We start from the raw sequence: 20764 nt of genomic DNA, 5'->3' as shown, positions 1-20764 counted from the left end.
CGAAGTGGCGCTTCGCTACATGACAGTTTTTGATGAACTATGCTACGGAATTAAAGTATTTATCAATGGTAGCATACATTTTATTTATATTGATGGGCTTAACGATATATTCGTCACAGCCAGACTCAATTCCTTTCTCACGACCACCTTCAATGGCATGTGCTGTTTGTGCAATGATGGGTAAATCTTTACGGATGGCTTTAATGGCCTTTGAAGCCTCAAAACCATCCATCCCGGGCATTTGAATATCCATAAGCACCAAATCCACATCATCATGGTTCTTGCAGTATTTTACTGCTTCTTCACCATCCATTGCACGAGAAATATTTGCACCGGTATCTTGTAGTATTTTTTCCAAAAAACGATAGTTAACGTCAACGTCTTCAGCAATTAAAATATTCTTATGGACCCAATTATACTCCATTTCAAGACTTTTTTATGCAATTAAGCGCTTTTTTTTGTAAAAAACCACTTTTTTTATTTCGGAGCACGCTAATTCAAATGATTCTGTATATTGAGGTTGGTTCAGAATGAGCATTATTCTTCCACGCTATCTGACTCGAGATCCGATATATCCATATCTCCTGGGCCGGCATCGAATCGTTGTTTTTTCAATGGGTCTGCTGATACTTCTTCGTATAAGGAGCGGTTACGTGAAATATCGGAAGCTAAATAAATAGCATTTCGAAGCGATGCAGGGTTACCTAAATCCTTACCTACAATATCGAAAGCCGTACCATGTCCGGGCGAAGTTCTTACAACAGACAGACCTGCTGTATAGTTTACTCCTTCTCCCTGCGATATTACTTTAAATGGAATCAGTCCTTGATCGTGGTACATGGCCAGAACAGCATCGTATTGGTTATAACCACCAGAGGCAAAGAAGCCGTCTGCAGGGAATGGGCCAACTGCCAAAATACCTTCCTGCCTGGCCTTATCTATGGCTGGTTGAATTATATCTTTGTCTTCAGTTCCGATAATGCCATTATCTCCGGCATGCGGATTAAGTCCAAGTACAGCTATCTTACCTTTGCTCAATGCAAAATCTTTCAGCAAACTTTCGTGCAGCACTTTTATTTTACTGTATACCACATCAGAAGTCAGCGTACCGGGCACATCTTTTAAAGGTATATGGCCGGTAACTACGCCCACACGTAGTTCATTGTAAACCATGAGCATAAGCACATCTTCGCTATTAAACTGCTTTTGCAGGTATTCGGTATGGCCCGGAAAGGCAAAACCTGCTTCCTGGATGTTTTCTTTACAAATTGGAGCGGTCACCATGGCATCGATGAGTCCGTTGGTCATATCACCAACCATATGGTCAAGGGCGAGTATAGAGCATTCTCCTGCCATTTTTGTAGATTTACCCAGCTCAACCCGAACGTTGTCATCAAGCACATTAATCAGATTGGCTCTTTTCGGATTTGCATCTTCGGCCTTACGGATGGCATTAAAACTAAAATTCTCAATATCAAGTGCCTTACGATGATAAGCTGCAACTTTTGGTGATCCATATAAAATCGGTATACAGGAATCATTGAGTCGGTTATCTTGTAAGGCTTTTATAATTATTTCGTAACCTATTCCGTTTATATCTCCCTGAGAGATACCCACTTTTATTTTATCGTCTTTCCTCATTGTTTTATTGATTTGTCATTCGTGGCAATATCACTTGCAAATAAAAGCATTATTTTGTAAGCGACTTTACAAAGTCGAATAATAATCTCACGCCCACGCCACTTGAACCAAATTTATAATAATGCAAAGCTTTATGTATAAAAGCTACCCCCGCAATATCGAGGTGTATAAATGGATGGTTTGTGAAATTTTCCAAAAATTTACCGGCTGTAATAGCACCGGCACTATCGCCACCTACATTTTTAAGGTCTGCAATATCTGATTTTAACATTGTTGCATAATCATCCCAGAAAGGGAAACGTACAATACGTTCATAGGTTTGCATACCAGAAGTCTCAAGCTGGTCAAAGTACTTTTCAGGGGCGTTACCCATGGCTGCAATACCATATGGGCCAATTGCTCTTGAAGCCGAACCGGTGAGGGTGGCAACAGAAAGCACAAATTCCGGCTCAAATTTATCTACGTAACTCAGTGCATCGGCCATAATAAGCCGGCCTTCTGCATCGGTATTCATTACCTCAACCGATTTACCATTGTGCATGGTAATGATATCGCCTGGTGAAAAGGCTTTGGAATTAATTCGGTTATCGGTAGCAGGTATCAGTGCAATGGCATGAATAGGCATTTTACTGCGGGCTATGGTATACATCAGACCTGCAACTGTGGCTCCACCTGCCATATCAGATTTCATATAATCCATACTTTTAGCTGTGGGCTTGATACTGAGACCGCCTGAATCATATACTACGCCTTTGCCCACAAAAGCCAAAGGACGTTTATTTTTTGCTTTAGGATGCTTCCACTCCAGCTTGATGAGCACAGGGGGTTCTTCACTTCCCTGGTTTACTGCAAGAATACCACCCATATTCATTTTCTTAAGGTCTTCTTTCCGGTACAGTTCCACATTGAGTCCGGATACATGTGCAGCTCGTGTAATTTCGTCGGCAAACCTTGTAGCCGTTAGTGTTGAAGCAGGTTCATTGACCATATCGCGGGTCATAGCTACTGCCTGCATCACGTTTTCAAGCTCCTCAATATCGTTTTCTTTAAAATGTTTATTAAAGATATTTAATCGTTTGAGTGGCTTTGTAAGCTCCGTATTTTTTTTGTATTTGTCAAAAGTATAAGAAGCCATGAGCAAACCTTCGACCAATGCGGCAGTAGTTTCTTTTCGGCCTGAATGGTCAATGAGGGTCAGGAAATCAAGTTCATTTTCGCTTACTTTCTCTGCAAGCATTGCTCCTGTTCGTCTAATGGATTCAAGTTCATCTGCATACTGATCATCGCAACTGGTAATAACAATAAAATTCCAGTGGTAAAAATAGTTAAGTGGTATTAATCGTGTGTTTTGAGCAATACGGTGCTGAATATAATCAATTTCACGATCAGAAAATATTCCTGTATCAAGCTTATCGAAGCTATCTACTAAAAAAACACTATTGACTAATTGTGGTTTTTCTTTAACAAGATTGAATATAATATTGTCCATAAGTACCCTTTTTGATATCTGGTAAAGGTACAAAAAACATATAAAATTCTTAATTTCTCAATAGATAACTATTTTTGTAATCACATTGATTATTACATAAAAACAATATTTTGGACACAAATAAGATTCAACACATTTACGATAAAATTGCACAGGGTGTGACAATTTCCAGAGAAGAAGCGGCTGTTTTATACCACACAGCTCCACTGACAGAAATTATGCAATCGGCACACAACAAGCGCAATGAAAAAACCAACCCGGCATATGTGGGATGGATTATAGACCGCAACGTGAACATTACAAACGGGTGTTTCAGTCAGTGCGATTTTTGTAATTTCTGTGTAAAGCCTGGTGATGCCAACGAGTTCATCACTACTATGGTTCAATACCGTGAAAAAATCACTAAACTATTTGAATTAGGTGGCAATCAGTTTTTACTTCAGGGTGGTATGCACCCAAAATTGGGATTAAGCTTCTATACGAAACTATTTAATGATCTTAAAACAGAATTTCCGGAACTCAAATTACATGCCCTGGGTCCGGCAGAAGTACATTTTTTAGCTCAAAAAGCGAAGCTATCTTATCGCCGGGTGCTGGAAGAACTCACACAAGCAGGGATGGATAGCTTACCGGGCGCTGGAGCTGAGATTTTGACAGACAGGGTACGCAATTTAATTTCTCCTCGCAAATGCAACAGTCAACAATGGCTCGATGTAATGCGCGAGGCGCATCAAATGGGATTAGTTACTTCTGCCACCATGATGTTCGGTCATGTAGAAACAATAGAAGAACGCATTGAGCATTTATTCAGGCTTCGGGAAGTTCAGGCACAAAAACCTTCTGATGCTCCGGGCTTTGTTACATTTATACCCTGGCCCTTTATGTCAGAAAATACATTATTAATTAAACAACACCCTGAAATTAAACCGGTATTGTCTGCAGAATATATTCGGATGGTGGCTTTAAGCAGAATAGTGTTGGATAATATCCCAAACCTGCAAGCCTCCTTGCTTACTGTAGGTAAAGACATTGCACAAACCTGCCTTTTGGCCGGGGCCAACGACCTTGGCTCTATCATGATTGAAGAAAACGTGGTGTCGTCAGCTGGAGTAAAACGCAACATTGAAAAAAATATGCTGACAGAGGCCATCAGAAATGCCGGGTTTAATCCACGTATAAGGAACCAGGCTTATGAATTTATTGACTGAGCAATAACCAATTTTAAAACAACCCGTGAAGATCAGCACTTACCTGGTCGACCACATAACTCATGTGTTCAGGGTTAGTGGCAAAGTTGTATTTATCCACATCAACCACCAATAATTTGCCTGCAGTATAACCACTAATCCATGCTTCGTAGCGCTCATTCAAACGCTTGAGATAATCAATGCGGATGCTTTTTTCATATTCCCGGCCACGCTTTTCGATTTGATTTACGAGTGTGCCCACAGAAGCACGCAGGTAAATTAATAAATCGGGTGGGTTTATGAGTGAATTCATCAGGCTGAACAGTCGAAAGTAATTGTCGAAATCACGCTTAGACATAAGTCCCATATCGTGCAGGTTAGGTGCAAAAATGAATGCATCCTCGTAAATAGTGCGGTCCTGTATTACCTGAAGTCCTGATTTCTGAATTTCTACAATCTGACTAAAACGGCTGTTCAGAAAAAATATCTGAAGATTAAATGACCAGCGTTGCATATCATTATAGAAATCGTTAAGATAAGGATTGTCGTCTACATCCTCATAATGTGTTTCCCATCCAAAGTGTTTGGCAAGTTTCCCTGTAAGCGTAGTTTTCCCCGATCCGATATTTCCGGCTATGGCCAAGTGCATAAATTAGTGATTTAATTTTTTAATACGATTTTCCTCTAACAAATATAGTTGATTTTTACTTTGCCAAACAGCTTTGACCTGATTATTGCTACGAAACAATGTATCTGTTTCATTCAATGCATAATCAAACTTTAAAGCATACTCCCGGTCTGTAAAAAACATGTAAGAATAATTTATAAAGGGTGCAGAAATCTCATTAAATGAAAACTTCTGGCTAAAGGTACCAAACTGATCAAAAACCAACAACTCATCTGCCTGAGTAATGACAAATAGCATATTGTTACGCCAGACCATTTTTTGTATATCTCTGGCATTGGTATATTGCATATATAAAGCACCTTTTTGTATCACTTCTAAGCTTCTTGTTACCAGTAAAAGCTGACCGGCCTGTCCATCAGCCACCCATAACTGATCGTCTGGTCCGAGACAAACTGCTGCCACATCATAATAACCACCAGCTGAAAGATCCATCGGGTCGCCCAAAGGTGCCAAATGATTATCAAGGAGCACTACGACATTAGCATCTTTATGAAAAACAATATTTTCAAGACCTCTAAAACAATCTATTTGTTGAATATCACCAAGATAATTATTCTGATAATTAGTAGTTTGGCTGCCAAGTAGATTTGTTTTGATAAGTTGCTCGCCATCACTCAAATACAGGTAACCCAACACATCTGCATCAAAAAGTTCCCAGTCACCTTGAGGCAGGGTTTGTGCAGTTATGGAAAACTGCATAAAAAACAATAAAATGGTTAGCAAAAAAGGCCGCTTCATATGCAGATATTTAGGGCATCATTTTAATTAGCTGATCAATGTATTTCCGGTTGTTAGCCAGTTGCGGTACTTTATTTTGTCCGCCGAGCTTACCACGTTTTTTCATCCATTCATAAAATAAACCTCTCGGGGCTTTGTGAATAACAGGCATTGACAACACACTATCTTTGTACCGTTTAGCTTCATAATCACTATTAACCGTTTGCAAAGCGTTGTCGAGTGCTTTAGTAAAATGATCGAGGCTGTCGGGTTCCTGTTCAAATTCAATGATCCACTCATGACCGCCTGAGTCCTTGTTTTTCATATAAATCGGGGCTGCTGTAAACTGCGATACCTTTGCATTAGAATTTTTACAAGCCACGTCTATGCCCTGAATGGCATTATCTATAATTAATTCTTCGCCAAAAGCATTGATAAAGTGTTTTGTTCGGCCAGATATTTTAATCTTATGAGGAAATGTGGAGGTAAACACTACTGTATCACCAATCATGTAGCGCCACAAACCTCCGTTGGTACTGATTACTATGGCATAGTTCTTATCTACTTCAACCTGTTCGATAGTTAGCGTTTTGGGCTGATCTTTATCGAGTTCATCCATGGGAATAAATTCATAAAAAACACCAAGATCGAGCATCAATAACATATCGTCGCGATTGGGCTCATCCTGTATGGCAAAAAAACCTTCAGAAGCATTATAGGTTTCCATATATCGCATCTGTTGCGAGGGAATAAGCTCTTTATACATCTGACGATAAGGTGTGAAATTTACACCCCCATGCACAAAAAGCTCCAGGTTGGGCCATATCTCAAGTAAGTTTTCCTTACCGGTTTTATCAAGAATTTCTTTGAGGAGCACCAACATCCATGATGGTACACCAGCCAAGCCGGTTACATTCTCTTCGAGTGTGGCGTCCATTATTTTTTGAATCTTATTCTCGAACTCATCAATCAAAATGGTCTCTTTATTGGGTGTTCGGATAAAATGTGTCCAAAATGGCATATTCTGAATCAAAATAGCCGACAAATCGCCGTAATACGATTCCCTGGTTTCGTTAATCTGATGACTACCACCAAGGGTTAAAGCCTTGCCGGACAAATAGTTGTTTTCCGGATAATTATCATTGTAAATGGCCATTACATCTTTTCCACCCCTGAAATGACACTCTTCTAATGACTCCTCAGTAACGGGAATAAATTTACTTTTATCGGCTGTAGTACCCGATGACTTGGCAAACCACTTTATTTCTCCCGGCCACAGCAACTCCGACTCACCTTTACGCATGCGATCTACCCAGGGTTTAATATCATCGTAAGTTTGTAGCGGTACCCTTTCCTTAAATGTTTCATAACCTTTAATTTCTCTATATTGATATTTTTTACCCCATTCGGTTGGTGCCGCCTGATCTATCAATCGTAGAAAAGTTTCGTACTGAACATCGGATGGATACTTTCGCATGAGATTTATCTGCGAAATACGCTTAATGTTCAACCATGAAACAATGGAATTAAGAATTGGCATAATTAAAAAATCTGTTTAGTTTTATAAACTGTAAAATTAAAATTTACCTTTTTGATTTCAACATAAAATAACAATCTTTTACAACCAACTAATAAACAGAGAAATAAAACAAGAGCAAATTGCAAATTATATCTAATGCGTATTAGTATTTGTGTTTTGGTATAAAACGAATGGTAAATTAAGAATGTTTTTGGTTAAGGCTTAAAATTACATAAAATGAATTATTTCGATCTCGCCATAGCCATCCCTCTAATATGGGGGCTATACAAAGGTTTTTCAAAAGGATTGATCAATTCTCTTGCCACATTGGCTGCCTTGGTGCTTGGTATTGTGGGAGCCATAAAATTTAGTGGTATCACCAGTGTTTTCCTCGCAAAAAACCTCGATATCGGAACTACATACTTACCATTAGTCTCTTTTGCCATCACTTTTATAGGTATTATTATTGCCATTCATTTTTTAGCACGCATCATAGACAAATTATTATCTGCTGTGGCGCTTGGAGGATTTAACCGGATTGCAGGCGCTATATTTGGCGTGGCCAAATATGGATTTATTGTAAGTGTCATTCTTATCATTCTTAATTACATCGACCGTCAGATGCAGTTCATGCCTCATGATAAAATAGAGGAGTCTATCTTGTACGAACCGGTAGCACAATTTGCACCAACCATCATCCCGTACATCGACCTTGAAAAATTAAAATCAGAGGTTCAAGACCGCGTACCAGATATGAATAACGATACGCTGCCCCAAAAAAATAAAGGCTAACATCGCATTTGCATTTGATGCCAGCCTTTGGGGGGTTACCAACCTGTTTTTAATACTGTTCTCCCTGACCTAGATTTGGGGAAACTCAGAGGCTAAAATTGTTTTTGATTCCTCTTCGACAAATATACGGCACCAAATTGGAGGAATCTACCCATTTTCCACTACGTAGATCTACGTATTGACCAACAAAAAACAACATAAAGACCTGTTTAAAAACAATTTACGTGCGTATTTAAACTAAATCTAAATTACCAGCACAACAAAATAACAAATTTTTAAAAGTTGTGAGCCATATTCGGTAATTGGCCAACTTTGATTAATTTTGGGGTTGATTTTTTTTCAAACCAAATCTGAGCGCAATGACGAATTTTGTAGAAGAACTGAAATGGCGTGGTATGATTCATGACATAATGCCGGGCACGGAAGAACAATTAGCTAAAGAAATGACAGCAGCATATGTTGGGATTGATCCCACAGCCGACTCTCTCCATATAGGCCACCTTGTTGGTGTAATGATGCTAAAACATTTGCAACGAGCCGGGCATAAACCAATTGCATTAATTGGCGGCGCCACAGGAATGATTGGCGACCCTTCAGGAAAATCGCAAGAACGTAATTTGCTCGATGAACCTACCCTTCGATATAACGAGGAAGCACTGAAAGCTCAACTGGCAAAATTCCTTGACTTTGAAACGCCCTCAGAAAATAGAGCAGAACTGGTAAACAATTACGATTGGATGAAAGATGTTACATTTCTGGAATTCATTCGCGATATTGGCAAACACCTCACTGTAAATTATATGATGAGCAAAGATTCGGTTAAAAAACGGCTGAGTGCCGAGTCATCTGAAGGCATGTCTTTTACAGAATTTACTTACCAGCTTGTGCAGGGATACGATTTTATGTGGCTCTATCAGAATAAAAACTGTAAGCTACAAATGGGCGGCTCCGACCAGTGGGGAAATATAACCACAGGAACGGAGCTCATAAGGCGTAAAACTTCAGGAGAAGCCTTTGCAATGACATGCCCGTTAATCACAAAAGCTGACGGTGGAAAATTTGGTAAAACAGAAAAGGGCAATATTTGGCTAGACGAAAAACGCACCTCACCATACGAATTTTACCAATTCTGGCTAAACACCTCGGATGAAGATGCCGGAAAATTTATCAAAATATTTACCTTACTGGGAAAAGAAGAAATCGGGGAATTGGAAAAAGAGCACCAGGAAGCTCCACACCAAAGAAAATTACAAAAACAACTGGCCGACGAAATGACGGTAATGGTGCATGGTAAAGACGCGCTAAAAATGGCTCAGGAAGCATCGCAAATACTATTCGGCAAATCGACAAAAGAAAACCTGCAAGCCATAGACGAACGCACGTTTCTATCTGTATTTGAGGGCGTACCAACATTCGATATCGATAAAAAATGGCTTAAGGATGGCGTGAATATTGTAGACTTACTGGCAGAAAAAACGCAGGTTTTTGCCTCAAAAGGTGAAATGCGACGCCTTATAAAAGGTGGTGGTGTAAGTATAAATAAAGAAAAAATTCAGGATGCCGAATTAACTGTAGATGCATCATATTTGTTAAACGACAAATACATCCTTGTACAAAAAGGCAAAAAGAAATACTTTGTATTGCAATGTCCATAGATACTAAAAAACTCATTACATTAATTGAAAATGAAATACAACAACTGCCCGGTCGTGAAGCCCACAAGCTGATGTCGCCCAGGCAGCGGGTTTTGAAGCCAACCGGGGATCAGAATCCACGACCGAGTGCTGTATTGATTTTGCTTTACCCTAAAAACGCAACCACGCATGTCGTTATGATTAAGCGTGCCGAATATGATGGTGTGCACAGTGGACAAATTGCTTTCCCGGGTGGCAAAAAAGAAAGAAACGACCAAGACCTGCTGGATACAGCTTTGCGGGAAACATTTGAAGAAATTGGTGTGCGCCGTAGTGATATTCGAATCCTTGGAAAACTTTCTCCCCTATTTATACCGGTTAGCAACATGTGCGTTCACCCTTATGTGGGTTTTTACAACAATAAGCCTCTTTTTGTTAAGCAAGACAAAGAAGTTCAGGAAGTATTATCTATTTCTTTAAATAAGTTGCTGCTAAAAGAAGCCATTACACAGGCGGTTTTTTCCGGGGAACATTACGAAATTGAAGCTCCCTGTTACCTGGTCAATGACTTACGCATATGGGGTGCTTCCGCAATGATACTCAGTGAATTTTTAACAATTATCGAAAGAATATCAGCTCCCAACCGGTAAAATTCCGGATTTTTTCGGAAAAAATATTATGAAAATTACCTGATTCCTGAAAAAACATTATCTTTGCAATCCGAAATCAATCTGGTGGGAGTAGCTCAGCTTGGTTAGAGCACTGGATTGTGGTTCCAGGGGTCGTGGGTTCAAGTCCCATCTTCCACCCAAAAAGCGAGGGTAACTTACCTTCGCTTTTTCATTTATCATGCTTTCTAATTAAAACAAACTTGCCTGCACATCATTTTTAAAAAACCCGCAAAAATAATGGCCCGGCTGAACATCCCGAAACGATATTACCACGCGAAATCTAAATTAAAACAAATTTGATTTTGAAAAAGACCAGTCATAAACAGGCATTTATTCCTGATTTTTTTTATTTCGGGTAAGTGATTGTTTGTTGCTGTAAAAATTATATATTTAAACTGTTAATTCGAACCTTATGATTTTTAACGAAGGAGACCACCATAAACCCAGCATACGATTTGATAAAGAGAATGGTATGCTCTCCATTACTGGAAGTTCCTATCCGGAGAATGCTGAAAAAGTATTCTTTCCGGTGCTTGATTGGCTTAATGAATTCAACTTTGAAAATATTCCAAAAATGATATTACACATATCATTGAAATATTACAATACGGCCACATCAAAAAAGCTTTTTGAAATAATTAAAAAATATAATCAGGCCTGGAAAAACGGGATAAAAGCAGAGATACGCTGGGAATACATGAGTGACGACGAGGATATGTTTGAATCGGGCAGATATTACAGCGAGCTGGTTGAGGTCCCTTTTCACTTTATTGAAATACCTGACTAAAAAAACATAATCTTTATACATATTCAGGGCCCCGCATAAAGCAGGGCCCTTTTTTTATTCAGGTTTTAAATATTTAAAAACTATAAATGCTTAGATAATTTCATCAGGCGAATTAGCTCACTCCGGTAGCCTTCTTCATCGCGGCCTTTTGAAGACTGAGCCATTTGAATTACATCAGCTATCGTGAGTTCTTCCTTGTATTTTGAATCGCGCAACAACATACCAAAACCGGCCACAGCCGCAGAGAACCTAAAGTTATCTGTGGTTTGCTCAAAACTCAGCTTATCTTTTACCACCGTTTCTTCTAATAAAATACTTTTATCTTCATCGGGTTTTTTGTATCGGAATTTTACCGTAGCAATTTCACTCCCCGATTTTCCCAAATCACTTAATTGGGATATTTGATATTTTAAGGGGTTCGATTTTGAAGAAGCCTCATCAGCAAGAACAATTTCATAGAGGGCTGTCACAGTGTGGCCAGCACCCAATTCTCCGGCATCTTTTTTATCGTCTTCAAAGTCTTCTTCATTAAGCAAGCGGTTTTCGTAACCAATTAAGCGGTATGATTCTACAATAGCCGGATTAAACTCAATTTGAATTTTCACGTCTTTTGCAATGGTAAATAAGGTTCCGCCAAACTCATTGACCAACACTTTTTTGGCTTCCAGAATATTATCGATATAGGCGTAATTACCGTTACCTTTATCGGCAATAATTTCCATTTTCGAATCCTGGTAATTGCCCATTCCAAAGCCCAGCACAGATATAAATATGCCTTTCTCGCGTTTTTTCATAATCAGACGCTCCATTTCGGCGTTGCTCGAAACTCCCACATTAAAATCACCATCAGTGGCCAAAATAATCCGGTTATTTCCCCTGCGAATAAAATTATCAGCAGCAACTTCGTAAGCAAGTTTCAACCCGGCAGCACCTGCGGTGGAGCCCCCTGCCCTTAAGTTATTCAAAGACTGCAAAATCTTTTCTTTTTGGTCGCCACTCGTTGAGGGCAAGACCAACCCCGAACTACCGGCGTAAACAACAATTGCCACACGGTCATCTTCATCAAGTTGCTTTACAAGCAGCTCAAAAGCCTTTTTCAGCAATGGCAGTTTATTGGGAGAATTCATTGAGCCGGAGACATCGAGCAGAAACACAATGTTCGATGGTGGAAGCTCTTCCATATTAAGCTTTTTTCCCTGGATTCCCACATGCAACAACTGATTTTGCTTGTTCCATGGGCATGTATTGACCTCCTGATAAATGGCAAACGGATGTTTTCCTTCCGGTTCAGGGTAATCATAACTAAAGTAATTAATCATTTCCTCTATTCGAACAGCGTCTACCGGGGGTTTGCGGCCATTATTCAAAAACCTGCGCATATTACTGTAAGAGGCAGCATCCACATCAATAGAAAATGTAGAAAGAGGATTTCTGATGGCTTCTTTGAAACCATTTTCGTGAATTGTGGCGTAACCCTCCCTGTTGAATGGCTCATTTGCCATGCGATAATTGGCCATGCCAGCTAATGAAGATGACGCTGCTGTTTTTCGCTTAGGTGCCGAAAACATTTGCGCATCCATAGAGACATTCTCTTCTACGGTAAGCTCTTTTTCCTGCTCCACAGCCTGAAAAACTGGTGTTAAAGCCACATTTACTACTTTTCTCCCCTGTACTGCTTCTTCATGCAATCGCAACCCTGATGTACGAAACACCAAAATGGCTTGCTCAGGTACATCAATAGTGTAACGCCCAGCTTTATCAGTTACAGCATAATTCATAACATTTGACTTCATGGCTACATTTACACCCTGTACCGGCTGTTTTGTCGATTTAGATGTTACGGTTCCGCTAACCTGAACAGCTTTCAGGTTGCCTGCCAACAGCATCGTTGCAATTAAAATTACCAATTGAATATTTTTCATAACTTTAAAATTTAAATGAAACATTCGGTTTTGTTTATAGGATGCTGAGCAGACGGAGATTCCATAAAATATTTAGAAAAACTTTTAAACCCACAATTAAAGCGCTGATTATAAGGCGCCTTAAAAATGGAAACCACAAGGCGAAATATTAAAAAAAGCAAAGATTCAGATTTGTTGCATGCCTATTTGCAAGCAAACGACCTTGCATATTTGGCCGAATTGTACAATCGCTATATTCATTTGGTATATGGTGTATGCTTAAAATATATCCGTGACCGTGAGAAAAGCCAGGACGCAGTTAGTGAAATATTTGAATCACTGATTGTAAAAATCAGGCAAACACCCATCGAAAACTTCAAAAGTTGGTTGTACGTAGTTACTAAAAACCACTGTCTGATGGAAATCAGGAAAAATAATGCTGAAAAAAAGCATTTCGAAACTTTTTCCGCTAATCAATTTATGGAATCTACTGAAATTTTGCATCCTATTGATGAGGAGAGCGATACAATAATAGAAGAAAAACTGCAAGCCTGCATCGAAAAGCTGAAACATGAACAGAAACAGTGCATTAATTTGTTTTACTTTAAAAAATTGTGTTACCGGGAAATCGCTAAAAAACTTGATTTGGATGAGAAAAAGGTTAAAAGCTACATTCAAAATGGCAAACGCAACCTAAAAATCTGCCTTGAACAAAATTCGTCGAACCATGAGTAAAAAAAGGCTTACATATGAACAGTTTAAAAAATATTTTGGCAACCGACAGGAGGCAAAAGACCGGCATGCCTTTGAGCAAAAGATGATGCAGGATGCTTTTGACGAAGAAGCCTATGATGGCTTATCGCAATTGAGCACTGATGAGATGGATGCCGATATTGACAACTTAAAAAATAAAATTCACCAGCGTTCTCGCAAAGGTTCGCGAACCATCCCGCTTTGGGTGAGTTATGCAGCAGGAATTGCCCTTTTAACCGGCATTGGCTTAGCTACATTATACATTTTTGATAATGAACTGAAACGAGACATGGCTTTTGACGAACCAATCAGGGAAAACATTGCGATGAGCGATACCAGCCCGGAAGAAGAGCCCAAAGAATTCTCAAAAACTACGGCAGAAAAAAAACAAAAAATATTACAAGATACCGCACAAAACAAACAAACTAAAGAACAAGAAAATATTAGCACAACTGCTCAAGAAGCACAAGCAGAAAACACCGCCACCGGTAATACACTCAATGACGAATTGGCTTTTGCGCAAGAGCCGAAAAAAGAGGAAACGCCTAAATCCCGGATGAAGGAACAGGAAGAGGATTTTAATGCCACAGAGGAAAAAGAAAATACTGCCGAGGAATTTGTTTTTCAGGAGGAAACCATTCAGGCTGATGAAAGCAATGAAGCAAGCCAGGTTTCCCATTCAAAGAGAAGTATCAATGCACCTGTAGCCGGCATAGCCGAAGAAAAACCAACTGCAGAAATGAAAGCAGCAATGCCACCCAGCAACAAAAGCATTGACGAATTCAAAAATGCCATTGAACAGCAAATCCAAAACGAAGATGAATCCCTTTACACAAAAGGTGAAAAAATTAGTTTTGACATTTACCTGGACTCCTCCGGTGCTATTACAAAAATTAAATTTAATACAGAACTCAACAACCTGTCAAAACAAAAAATTAAATCCATTATTGATAAAATGGGTGCCTGGCAGCCTGCCCTCATCAGAGGCAAAGCGGCTTCATCAGTAGTACAGATTGCGTTATTTACAAAAAAATAAAATACGGCTGCGCAGGTTTTTAAAGATATAAAAAAGGTGTGCCGGTTTATTGTGAACTTCACATATGAAAGTTACCTCGCACATTTGACACAATATACACTCTCGGGCTTTATAAGCAGGCGCACCAAAAGTATTTCCTGTCCACATTTTACACATTTGCCAAAACCTTTGCTCTCAAGATTTTTGAGCACATAATTCAAATTGCGAAGTTTTTCCTCTGCATTGCGCAAAGCCGACTCATTAACGCTCCGGTTATTGATGGCATCCATTCTGGAAACGCGACCTATTGCATTATCGGGCGAAACAGGCTGCGTCATTTCTTTGTATTCGGCAATGAGTTGCTCTGTTTTAGCAATTTCCTCATTAATTTTCTGCCGCATTTCATCTTTGTTCATGCTTCAAAAATAATAAAATCATATTAATTTTTCTTGTTTTACCCATATTGAACTCATACAAATATAGCCCAATATAGCAGCTCCATGAAATTTTCGTAGGCAAAAGTTTTTCTCTACTTTTGTGCGCTTAATTCAAAAAATGCAGTTGAAAAACTGTAAAATCAAATTCGAAACAGTTATCAAACTTTTTTAATGGTAAAGGAACAACTACATCTCTTTTTTAAATACAACCTAAGTTTGCTTAGTTTTGGCTTCTTACTCACTTTTATTTCGAGTTTTGGCCAGACCTTTTTATTGTCTTTATATGTGCCTGCTATTGAGCAGCTTTTAGACATTAGCAACACCGAATTTGGGACTGTTTATGCAATTGCAACCATTGGCAGCGCATTAACGCTTCCAAAAGCGGGTGGATTTTTCGATAAAATTGATATTAAGCGCTACAGTTTGTTGGTTACGCTGGGATTGGTGCTGGCTTTATTACTACTTTCCTTCTCGTATAACATTGTAATGGTTCTGGTTGCCTTTTACGGGTTACGACTATTTGGGCAGGGACTGATGAGCCACACCTCTATTTCGAGCATGGCCAGATATTTTAGTACCAATCGCGGAAAAGCCATTGGTGCGGCAAGTGTAGGACATCCAGCTGGAGAAGCCATTCTACCTATCATAATTACTTTAATTATTGGAAGCCTTGGTTGGCGCTGGTCACTACAAATCTCGGCACTTACATGTCTCGTTATTGTGGCTCCTTTTACCATTTTTTTACTCAACCAATCGAAGGCCCGGCTGCGAGCCTACGGAATGCGTGCACAAACTGAAGACAAAAACCAACAAACAATATCAATCATACAAGTTCTCAGGGAAAAGAAATTCTGGATTATTACACCAGTTCTTTTTATCATCGGTTTCACCAACACGGCTATCTTCTTTTTTCAATTAAAGCTGGGTGCTGCAAAAGGATGGAGTCCCGAATGGGTGGCTGCATCCATATCCGCCTTTGCAGTGGCAGGTGCCGTGGGTATGATGGGTGTTGGTTCTTTAGTAGACCGGTTCACGGCTAAAAAACTATTCCCTTACCATATGGTTTTTTACATCCTGGGCTTGCTTGCGCTCATTATTTTTGAGCAACGAATTGTGTATCCGGTTGCATTAGCGTTAATTGGTTTGGGTCACGGCACGGGTAACACCATTAAAGATGCAATGCTCGCTGAAATTTACGGGGCTACTGTCATTGGACAAATTCGCAGTATCTTCATTACCATAATGGTTATCAGTACCGCTATCGGGCCTATTGTATTCGGTATTTTTCTTGACATGAACATTTCATATTCAACTATTTTTACTGTGGTACTCATTGCCTCTGTTCTGGCTTCATTAAATGGCAGCAGAAAAATAAAAGCTTAACCCGATTCTGCTGACGGGTCGGTGATTAAAGCTTATATAACAACAAAGACATCATGGTGCGGAACGGCCTTGACCACCAAAACGAAATATTACAATTCACTTCAACGGAAGCTTTGAAACAGATCACTTGCCTGCCTTTGTGATGATGCATTTTCAATTGAAAGTCTGGTGGGGCATACAGCACAACTAGCTACAGCATATAAGCATGCGGTTAAAATCCAATTTTAAGAAAAATTGCAGGCGTAAAAGGTACTGACTGCTCATAAATTTGTATGGTAGTGGTCTGGTTGGCCGGAACCCGTTCCAAATTAGAATAGAGTAAATTTTCGCGATCGAACACATTGAGCACCGACAATCCTGTTTCACCATAAAATCGCCTAAAATGAAATTTATAAGTCATTGCCACATCAAGGCGATGGTATGGAGTACGCGAAATATCAATTGGGACCTGGCTATAATCAGGAATCGGAAAGCCCGACCCAAAAACATAGTTGGCTGAAAAATAGAAGGGGTCAAAATTCAGCATAGAGACCAACTTCAACTCATGTCTTTGATCATGCGGAGCAAAATGGTATTTTTCGTCCGCAAAATAATCAAACAGTTCTTCGGTTTTACTCCAGGTATAAGAAAGCCAAGCCGTATGGCCCATAAAATTCTGCTTCAGATAAACATCGAATCCATAGCTACGCCCCATTCCTTCAGAAATACCTTCAACATCCAATTGCCTGAAATTCACATAGCGGGTCAATCCTTTAGTTTTTCGGTAATAAGGCGAAACACTGGCCTGTGTTTTACCCTGCTCAAAGGTTAATGATGCTGTCAGATGTCTGCCGCCCAAAACCGGGTAAATAGAATCATTTGCAACAGTCCACATATAACGGTAATTTCCATTTTCATCCTGCACGGAACTTTTGCTCAGATATTGATTATAAAGCCCTGTAGCAAAACTCAGGTTCATTTGTTCGTTTATCTTATAACTGGCCGAAATGCGCGGTTGAGCAAAACTTTGGTTCAGATAGGGTAAATGAACATACCGCAATCCGGGTAAAAAGGTAAATTTCCCAAATGTCATTCTATCCTGAAACATTAAAGTAATATGTGAACCTAAAATTTGCTGATTGATAAAATTCACGTTTAAAGAATCTTCTTTCCATGTGGATCTATTACCGGTCCACTTCAGTGCACCTTCGAGCTGATGGTGCTTATTAATAGCTTTACGTGAAAAAAGCTCTGCTGTCAATTCCTGTGTTTTATTAATTGTTTCAATCAACTCGCTACGCACCGCATTATTATTGTTGTTGTTGATAATCTGCTGATCATTTTCAAAATAAGAATCCAGGGCCGAATAGGTTACCGTAAACTTTGAACTGAAACCATTTTTGTAATCTTTGCCCATTACAACTGATGCTCCTTGCTGTAAATTGGTTTCTGATGTCTCACGCAACAGTTGAAACCGTTGGTTAAATGGTTCATCGATATTATAGGAAAAAGCATCCTGCCCGGCAAGCATGCTTACCCGAAAATGCAATCCGCTATCGTTACGGAACGAATACTTAAAATTCAGGTCCCTAAAAACATAATCCGGCAAAATGGTAATATCTGAATCCGATGTTTGTCCTTTTCTTGTAAAGGGATCCAGGTTTTCACTCGGATATAAATCGTGGTAAGTATGACGAAAAGCCGCTAACAAAGAGGCGTTTTTCCCTACAGGCATTTCTATCATGGTATTGACCGTATAATTATTTACACTCACATCCATCCCAAATTTACGCTGATTCCCGTTTTTTCCTGATATATCAGCAATACCTCCTACACAATCACCATATGAAGCATCAAAACCAGCCTTTAGAACTTTTATATCTTTCACCACATAAGGGTTAACCGCGGAAATATTATCATTGAAATTTTTCAATCCGAAAAGCACAAAGTCATCAAACAGGATTCGGCTTTGACCTTCGTATGCGCCCCAAATTATCAGGTTTTCTGAAGCTTCTGCAGAGGCCAGTATGCCAGCCTGAAGGCGCAGCAAATTAAAGACAGAGTTATCGCTGCTTCCGGGTAAAAACTTAGTAATTTTATGGTTCATGCGCATTACACCTGCCCTGGATTCAGCGTAAACAAATGTTTCAAGCAATCGGTCTGTAATGACAATTTCTTTCAAAGACTCTATGGCCGGAATCATTTCTATCTGATAATCCGCACCGGGCTTAAGTACTGTATCAATTCTATAATAGCCTAATTGTGATATGTTCATGTTAAAAATACTGTCTCTGGAGCGGAAGGAGAAGTATCCATTGGCGTCAGAAATAGTGCCCTGTCCATTGATGACAATATTGGTGTAAGGAAGTGATTCATGCGTTTTACGTTCAAAAATCTGTCCGCTGATCAGTTGTAATTTTGGTTTATGCTCAGGCTGCTGTTTGTCAGGTGCTGGATATATAACCCATACATCTTCCGATTTATCAAAATCAAGTGGGAGATCCCTGACAATAAAGCGCAGTGCTTCTTCGGGATTTTCAAAGGTCTTATTTACTGTAATCCGGTATTTTTGTAGTGCTGCATTATCAAAAGAAAAAGACAAATTATAGCTGTCCCTGAGTTGAACCAAAACATCACTCAGGGCTTCATCTGTTGCCTGAATGCTTATTTTTTGCGCTTTGAGTGGCGCACTGAGCAATGCAAGCAGCAATAAAAAAGATATGACTTTATAAATCAATTTCCGATTTTTCTAATCCTGTACTTTTTTTGTTTTATTTTCTCCACTTTAAGTCCAAACGGACGGGCAATCATGCGCAATATGGTTTCGGGTGAGCTACCTCTTTCAAAATTACCGGTATAAGAGCCGCTGACAGAAACCGGCACATCAATTTCCAGATCAAATTGGCGTTCCATCTCCAAAAACACCTCATTCAATGGTGCTGCTGTAAATACGAAACGGTTTTTGGTCCATGATATGGCATGTTTTGCTCCACCTTCTTCAATGTACTTCAGGCTTCCTTCAGCTAATACATGCACAGCCTGGTCAGGTTTCAGCACTTGTTTATTGCCCAAATAATCCTTTACCTCCACCTGTCCGGAAATGCACTGGACGCGATATTTGTTACCTCTTGCAAAGATATTAAAACGGGTACCCAACACCTTTGTTGTCGCTGTTTTTGAACTGACAGAAAACGCACTTCCCTTGCGCACCTCGAAATAGGCTTCCCCCTCAAGCTCAACTATCCGGGCAAAACGCCACCAGTAAGGATGATAAGATATTTGGGTCTTGGCATTAAGATAAACCTTACTGCTATCAGGCAACAATTTGGTTAAATGCTCGCCCGCAGGAGTATGAAGTGTTAAGCTATAAAAACGCATGAAAGCTGTCAATCCAACTAGAATAATCACCGTAGCTGCAACAGACCAATAAACTGCCAGTTTCCGGATCTTTACTGTTTTTTTAATTCCAGGCTTTTGCCTGTTCATCATGGCCTCCCACACATCCTCCTTTGAGCGGGAATATGGAATATCTGTACGCTCAAAAAAGCGATGATGCTGATCAATATGTTGGTTTTTATCATTCATGTACTAATTGCTTATCTAAATATTCGAGGGCCTTTGACATTCTTTTTTCTACTGCTTTTACGCTAATATCGAGGTTTGATGCAATTTCCTGGTATTTCAACCCATCGTTACGGCTCATTAAAAAGACAACTCGTTGCATTTCATTCATTCCCGACAATGCCTTTTCATATCTATGCTTTAATTCATTATATGAAATTTGGTCATCTGTGGACAGGCTGCTGTTTGTCTGTATTATGGAATCGGCAAATCTAAGCGCAACCTGCTGCTTACGGTAATTACTCACGAAAATATCTCCTGCTATTTTAAAGAGCAATGCTTTTTCTTTTCCTTTGTCAGGGTCAATTCCTTTTTCCCAGATGCGCATAAAAGTTTCCTGTGCAATATCAGTTGCCAGTTCCGGATCGCCAGAGCGGTAAAAAATATAGTTTCTTAACCGCTCAAAAAACTGGTCGAAAAGTTGTTTAAATTGGGTTTGGTCCAAAATCCGGCATTTTAAAATTCCAACAAGTAAAATTACAATTTACTTTTCAGAGCATCAACATAAAATAGCGCTCAGCAGGAAGCAATATAATAATTGTTTTTACGA

Annotated in this window: 19 protein-coding genes and 1 tRNA gene; 9 read left to right on the top strand and 11 right to left on the bottom strand. The window is 39.5% G+C overall.

All coding sequences use genetic code 11. The features are described 5' to 3' along the window. Positions 1-37 precede the first annotated feature (37 nt). The 3 genes from ACTB0Y_RS16595 to ACTB0Y_RS16585 form a co-directional block, all read right to left on the bottom strand. Complete coding sequence (locus tag ACTB0Y_RS16595; RefSeq protein ID WP_463207958.1) at positions 38-424, bottom strand: response regulator; 387 nt, start codon at positions 422-424, stop codon at positions 38-40. A gap of 113 nt (positions 425-537) precedes the next feature. Next, the gene (gene pdxA / locus ACTB0Y_RS16590; protein WP_463207957.1) at positions 538-1641 is read right to left on the bottom strand and encodes a 4-hydroxythreonine-4-phosphate dehydrogenase PdxA; all 1104 of its coding nucleotides are present in this window, start codon (positions 1639-1641) and stop codon (positions 538-540) included. 49 nt (positions 1642-1690) lie between these two features. Further along, positions 1691-3130, bottom strand: a complete 1440-nt coding sequence (locus ACTB0Y_RS16585) for a leucyl aminopeptidase family protein (RefSeq protein ID WP_463207956.1) — start codon at positions 3128-3130, stop codon at positions 1691-1693. Positions 3131-3240: 110 nt separating this feature from the next. Here ACTB0Y_RS16585 and ACTB0Y_RS16580 point away from each other — a divergent pair, with 110 nt between their 5' ends. Then, the gene (locus ACTB0Y_RS16580; protein WP_463207955.1) at positions 3241-4338 is read left to right on the top strand and encodes a CofH family radical SAM protein; all 1098 of its coding nucleotides are present in this window, start codon (positions 3241-3243) and stop codon (positions 4336-4338) included. Positions 4339-4351: 13 nt separating this feature from the next. Here the strand turns inward: ACTB0Y_RS16580 and ACTB0Y_RS16575 are convergent, their stop codons facing one another. Genes ACTB0Y_RS16575 through ACTB0Y_RS16565 form a run of 3 tightly spaced genes read right to left on the bottom strand, consistent with a single transcriptional unit; the run spans position 4352 to position 7262 of the window. Continuing rightward, a complete protein-coding gene (locus tag ACTB0Y_RS16575) occupies positions 4352-4966 on the bottom strand; it encodes a deoxynucleoside kinase (RefSeq protein WP_463207954.1) in 615 nt (204 codons plus the stop codon). Between the two features lie 3 nt (positions 4967-4969). Beyond that, positions 4970-5743 carry a hypothetical protein gene (locus ACTB0Y_RS16570; protein WP_463207953.1) on the bottom strand — a complete coding sequence of 258 codons (774 nt, stop codon included), beginning with the start codon at positions 5741-5743 and terminating at the stop codon, positions 4970-4972. A 10-nt stretch (positions 5744-5753) separates the two neighbouring features. Next, complete coding sequence (locus ACTB0Y_RS16565) at positions 5754-7262, bottom strand: GH3 auxin-responsive promoter family protein (RefSeq protein WP_463207952.1); 1509 nt, start codon at positions 7260-7262, stop codon at positions 5754-5756. Between the two features lie 216 nt (positions 7263-7478). Between ACTB0Y_RS16565 and ACTB0Y_RS16560 the strand changes: the two genes are divergently transcribed. The 5 genes from ACTB0Y_RS16560 to ACTB0Y_RS16540 all read left to right on the top strand — a co-directional run bounded on the left by ACTB0Y_RS16560 (position 7479) and on the right by ACTB0Y_RS16540 (position 11125). Beyond that, positions 7479-8033: a CvpA family protein gene (locus ACTB0Y_RS16560; RefSeq protein ID WP_463207951.1), complete on the top strand. Its 555-nt coding sequence runs from the start codon at positions 7479-7481 to the stop codon at positions 8031-8033. Positions 8034-8392: 359 nt separating this feature from the next. Next, positions 8393-9688, top strand: a complete 1296-nt coding sequence (tyrS, locus tag ACTB0Y_RS16555) for a tyrosine--tRNA ligase (protein ID WP_463207950.1) — start codon at positions 8393-8395, stop codon at positions 9686-9688. Continuing rightward, positions 9679-10317, top strand: coding sequence for an NUDIX hydrolase (locus tag ACTB0Y_RS16550; protein WP_463207949.1), 639 nt, complete (start codon positions 9679-9681; stop codon positions 10315-10317). The genes tyrS and ACTB0Y_RS16550 overlap by 10 nt, the downstream gene beginning before the upstream one ends. Positions 10318-10401: 84 nt before the next feature. Then, a tRNA-His gene (locus ACTB0Y_RS16545) sits at positions 10402-10476 on the top strand. 274 nt (positions 10477-10750) lie between these two features. After that, positions 10751-11125, top strand: coding sequence for a DUF1987 domain-containing protein (locus ACTB0Y_RS16540; protein WP_463207948.1), 375 nt, complete (start codon positions 10751-10753; stop codon positions 11123-11125). A gap of 80 nt (positions 11126-11205) precedes the next feature. On the opposite strand, the gene ACTB0Y_RS16535 is transcribed toward ACTB0Y_RS16540, so the two are convergent. Further along, positions 11206-13047: a YfbK domain-containing protein gene (locus ACTB0Y_RS16535; RefSeq protein ID WP_463207947.1), complete on the bottom strand. Its 1842-nt coding sequence runs from the start codon at positions 13045-13047 to the stop codon at positions 11206-11208. A 126-nt stretch (positions 13048-13173) separates the two neighbouring features. On the opposite strand from ACTB0Y_RS16535, the gene ACTB0Y_RS16530 reads away from it, so the two are divergent. Together ACTB0Y_RS16530 and ACTB0Y_RS16525 are read left to right on the top strand one after the other, a co-directional pair. Continuing rightward, the gene (locus ACTB0Y_RS16530; protein WP_463207946.1) at positions 13174-13761 is read left to right on the top strand and encodes an RNA polymerase sigma factor; all 588 of its coding nucleotides are present in this window, start codon (positions 13174-13176) and stop codon (positions 13759-13761) included. Then, positions 13754-14815: a hypothetical protein gene (locus ACTB0Y_RS16525; RefSeq protein ID WP_463207945.1), complete on the top strand. Its 1062-nt coding sequence runs from the start codon at positions 13754-13756 to the stop codon at positions 14813-14815. The genes ACTB0Y_RS16530 and ACTB0Y_RS16525 overlap by 8 nt, the downstream gene beginning before the upstream one ends. 71 nt (positions 14816-14886) lie before the next feature. Here the strand turns inward: ACTB0Y_RS16525 and ACTB0Y_RS16520 are convergent, their stop codons facing one another. Beyond that, the gene (locus tag ACTB0Y_RS16520) at positions 14887-15210 is read right to left on the bottom strand and encodes a TraR/DksA family transcriptional regulator (RefSeq protein WP_463207944.1); all 324 of its coding nucleotides are present in this window, start codon (positions 15208-15210) and stop codon (positions 14887-14889) included. A 192-nt stretch (positions 15211-15402) separates the two neighbouring features. Between ACTB0Y_RS16520 and ACTB0Y_RS16515 the strand changes: the two genes are divergently transcribed. Next, the gene (locus ACTB0Y_RS16515; protein WP_463207943.1) at positions 15403-16614 is read left to right on the top strand and encodes an MFS transporter; all 1212 of its coding nucleotides are present in this window, start codon (positions 15403-15405) and stop codon (positions 16612-16614) included. Positions 16615-16825: 211 nt separating this feature from the next. On the opposite strand, the gene ACTB0Y_RS16510 is transcribed toward ACTB0Y_RS16515, so the two are convergent. The 3 genes from ACTB0Y_RS16510 to ACTB0Y_RS16500 are packed head-to-tail and all read right to left on the bottom strand — an operon-like array spanning position 16826 to position 20659. Continuing rightward, positions 16826-19330, bottom strand: a complete 2505-nt coding sequence (locus ACTB0Y_RS16510; protein ID WP_463207942.1) for a carboxypeptidase-like regulatory domain-containing protein — start codon at positions 19328-19330, stop codon at positions 16826-16828. Beyond that, positions 19327-20178 carry a FecR family protein gene (locus ACTB0Y_RS16505; RefSeq protein WP_463207941.1) on the bottom strand — a complete coding sequence of 284 codons (852 nt, stop codon included), beginning with the start codon at positions 20176-20178 and terminating at the stop codon, positions 19327-19329. Before ACTB0Y_RS16505 ends, ACTB0Y_RS16510 begins: the two co-directional genes overlap by 4 nt. Further along, positions 20171-20659 (bottom strand): RNA polymerase sigma factor, encoded by a 489-nt coding sequence (locus ACTB0Y_RS16500; RefSeq protein ID WP_463207940.1) that lies wholly within the window; start codon positions 20657-20659, stop codon positions 20171-20173. The genes ACTB0Y_RS16505 and ACTB0Y_RS16500 overlap by 8 nt, the downstream gene beginning before the upstream one ends. Positions 20660-20764 lie beyond the last annotated feature (105 nt).

The sequence above is a fragment of the Salinivirga sp. genome, from assembly GCF_055145285.1.
Note: the sequence above shows the minus strand (reverse complement) of the source record. Positions and strands in the feature narration are given on the sequence as shown.

Coding starts and splice junctions, on each gene's coding strand:
- ACTB0Y_RS16595 (WP_463207958.1), bottom strand. CDS start 424: ATGGAGTATAATTGGGTCCATAAGAATATTTTAATTGCTGAAGACGTT.
- pdxA (WP_463207957.1), bottom strand. CDS start 1,641: ATGAGGAAAGACGATAAAATAAAAGTGGGTATCTCTCAGGGAGATATA.
- ACTB0Y_RS16585 (WP_463207956.1), bottom strand. CDS start 3,130: ATGGACAATATTATATTCAATCTTGTTAAAGAAAAACCACAATTAGTC.
- ACTB0Y_RS16575 (WP_463207954.1), bottom strand. CDS start 4,966: ATGCACTTGGCCATAGCCGGAAATATCGGATCGGGGAAAACTACGCTT.
- ACTB0Y_RS16570 (WP_463207953.1), bottom strand. CDS start 5,743: ATGAAGCGGCCTTTTTTGCTAACCATTTTATTGTTTTTTATGCAGTTT.
- ACTB0Y_RS16565 (WP_463207952.1), bottom strand. CDS start 7,262: ATGCCAATTCTTAATTCCATTGTTTCATGGTTGAACATTAAGCGTATT.
- ACTB0Y_RS16560 (WP_463207951.1), top strand. CDS start 7,479: ATGAATTATTTCGATCTCGCCATAGCCATCCCTCTAATATGGGGGCTA.
- tyrS (WP_463207950.1), top strand. CDS start 8,393: ATGACGAATTTTGTAGAAGAACTGAAATGGCGTGGTATGATTCATGAC.
- ACTB0Y_RS16550 (WP_463207949.1), top strand. CDS start 9,679: ATGTCCATAGATACTAAAAAACTCATTACATTAATTGAAAATGAAATA.
- ACTB0Y_RS16540 (WP_463207948.1), top strand. CDS start 10,751: ATGATTTTTAACGAAGGAGACCACCATAAACCCAGCATACGATTTGAT.
- ACTB0Y_RS16535 (WP_463207947.1), bottom strand. CDS start 13,047: ATGAAAAATATTCAATTGGTAATTTTAATTGCAACGATGCTGTTGGCA.
- ACTB0Y_RS16530 (WP_463207946.1), top strand. CDS start 13,174: ATGGAAACCACAAGGCGAAATATTAAAAAAAGCAAAGATTCAGATTTG.
- ACTB0Y_RS16525 (WP_463207945.1), top strand. CDS start 13,754: ATGAGTAAAAAAAGGCTTACATATGAACAGTTTAAAAAATATTTTGGC.
- ACTB0Y_RS16520 (WP_463207944.1), bottom strand. CDS start 15,210: ATGAACAAAGATGAAATGCGGCAGAAAATTAATGAGGAAATTGCTAAA.
- ACTB0Y_RS16515 (WP_463207943.1), top strand. CDS start 15,403: ATGGTAAAGGAACAACTACATCTCTTTTTTAAATACAACCTAAGTTTG.
- ACTB0Y_RS16505 (WP_463207941.1), bottom strand. CDS start 20,178: ATGAATGATAAAAACCAACATATTGATCAGCATCATCGCTTTTTTGAG.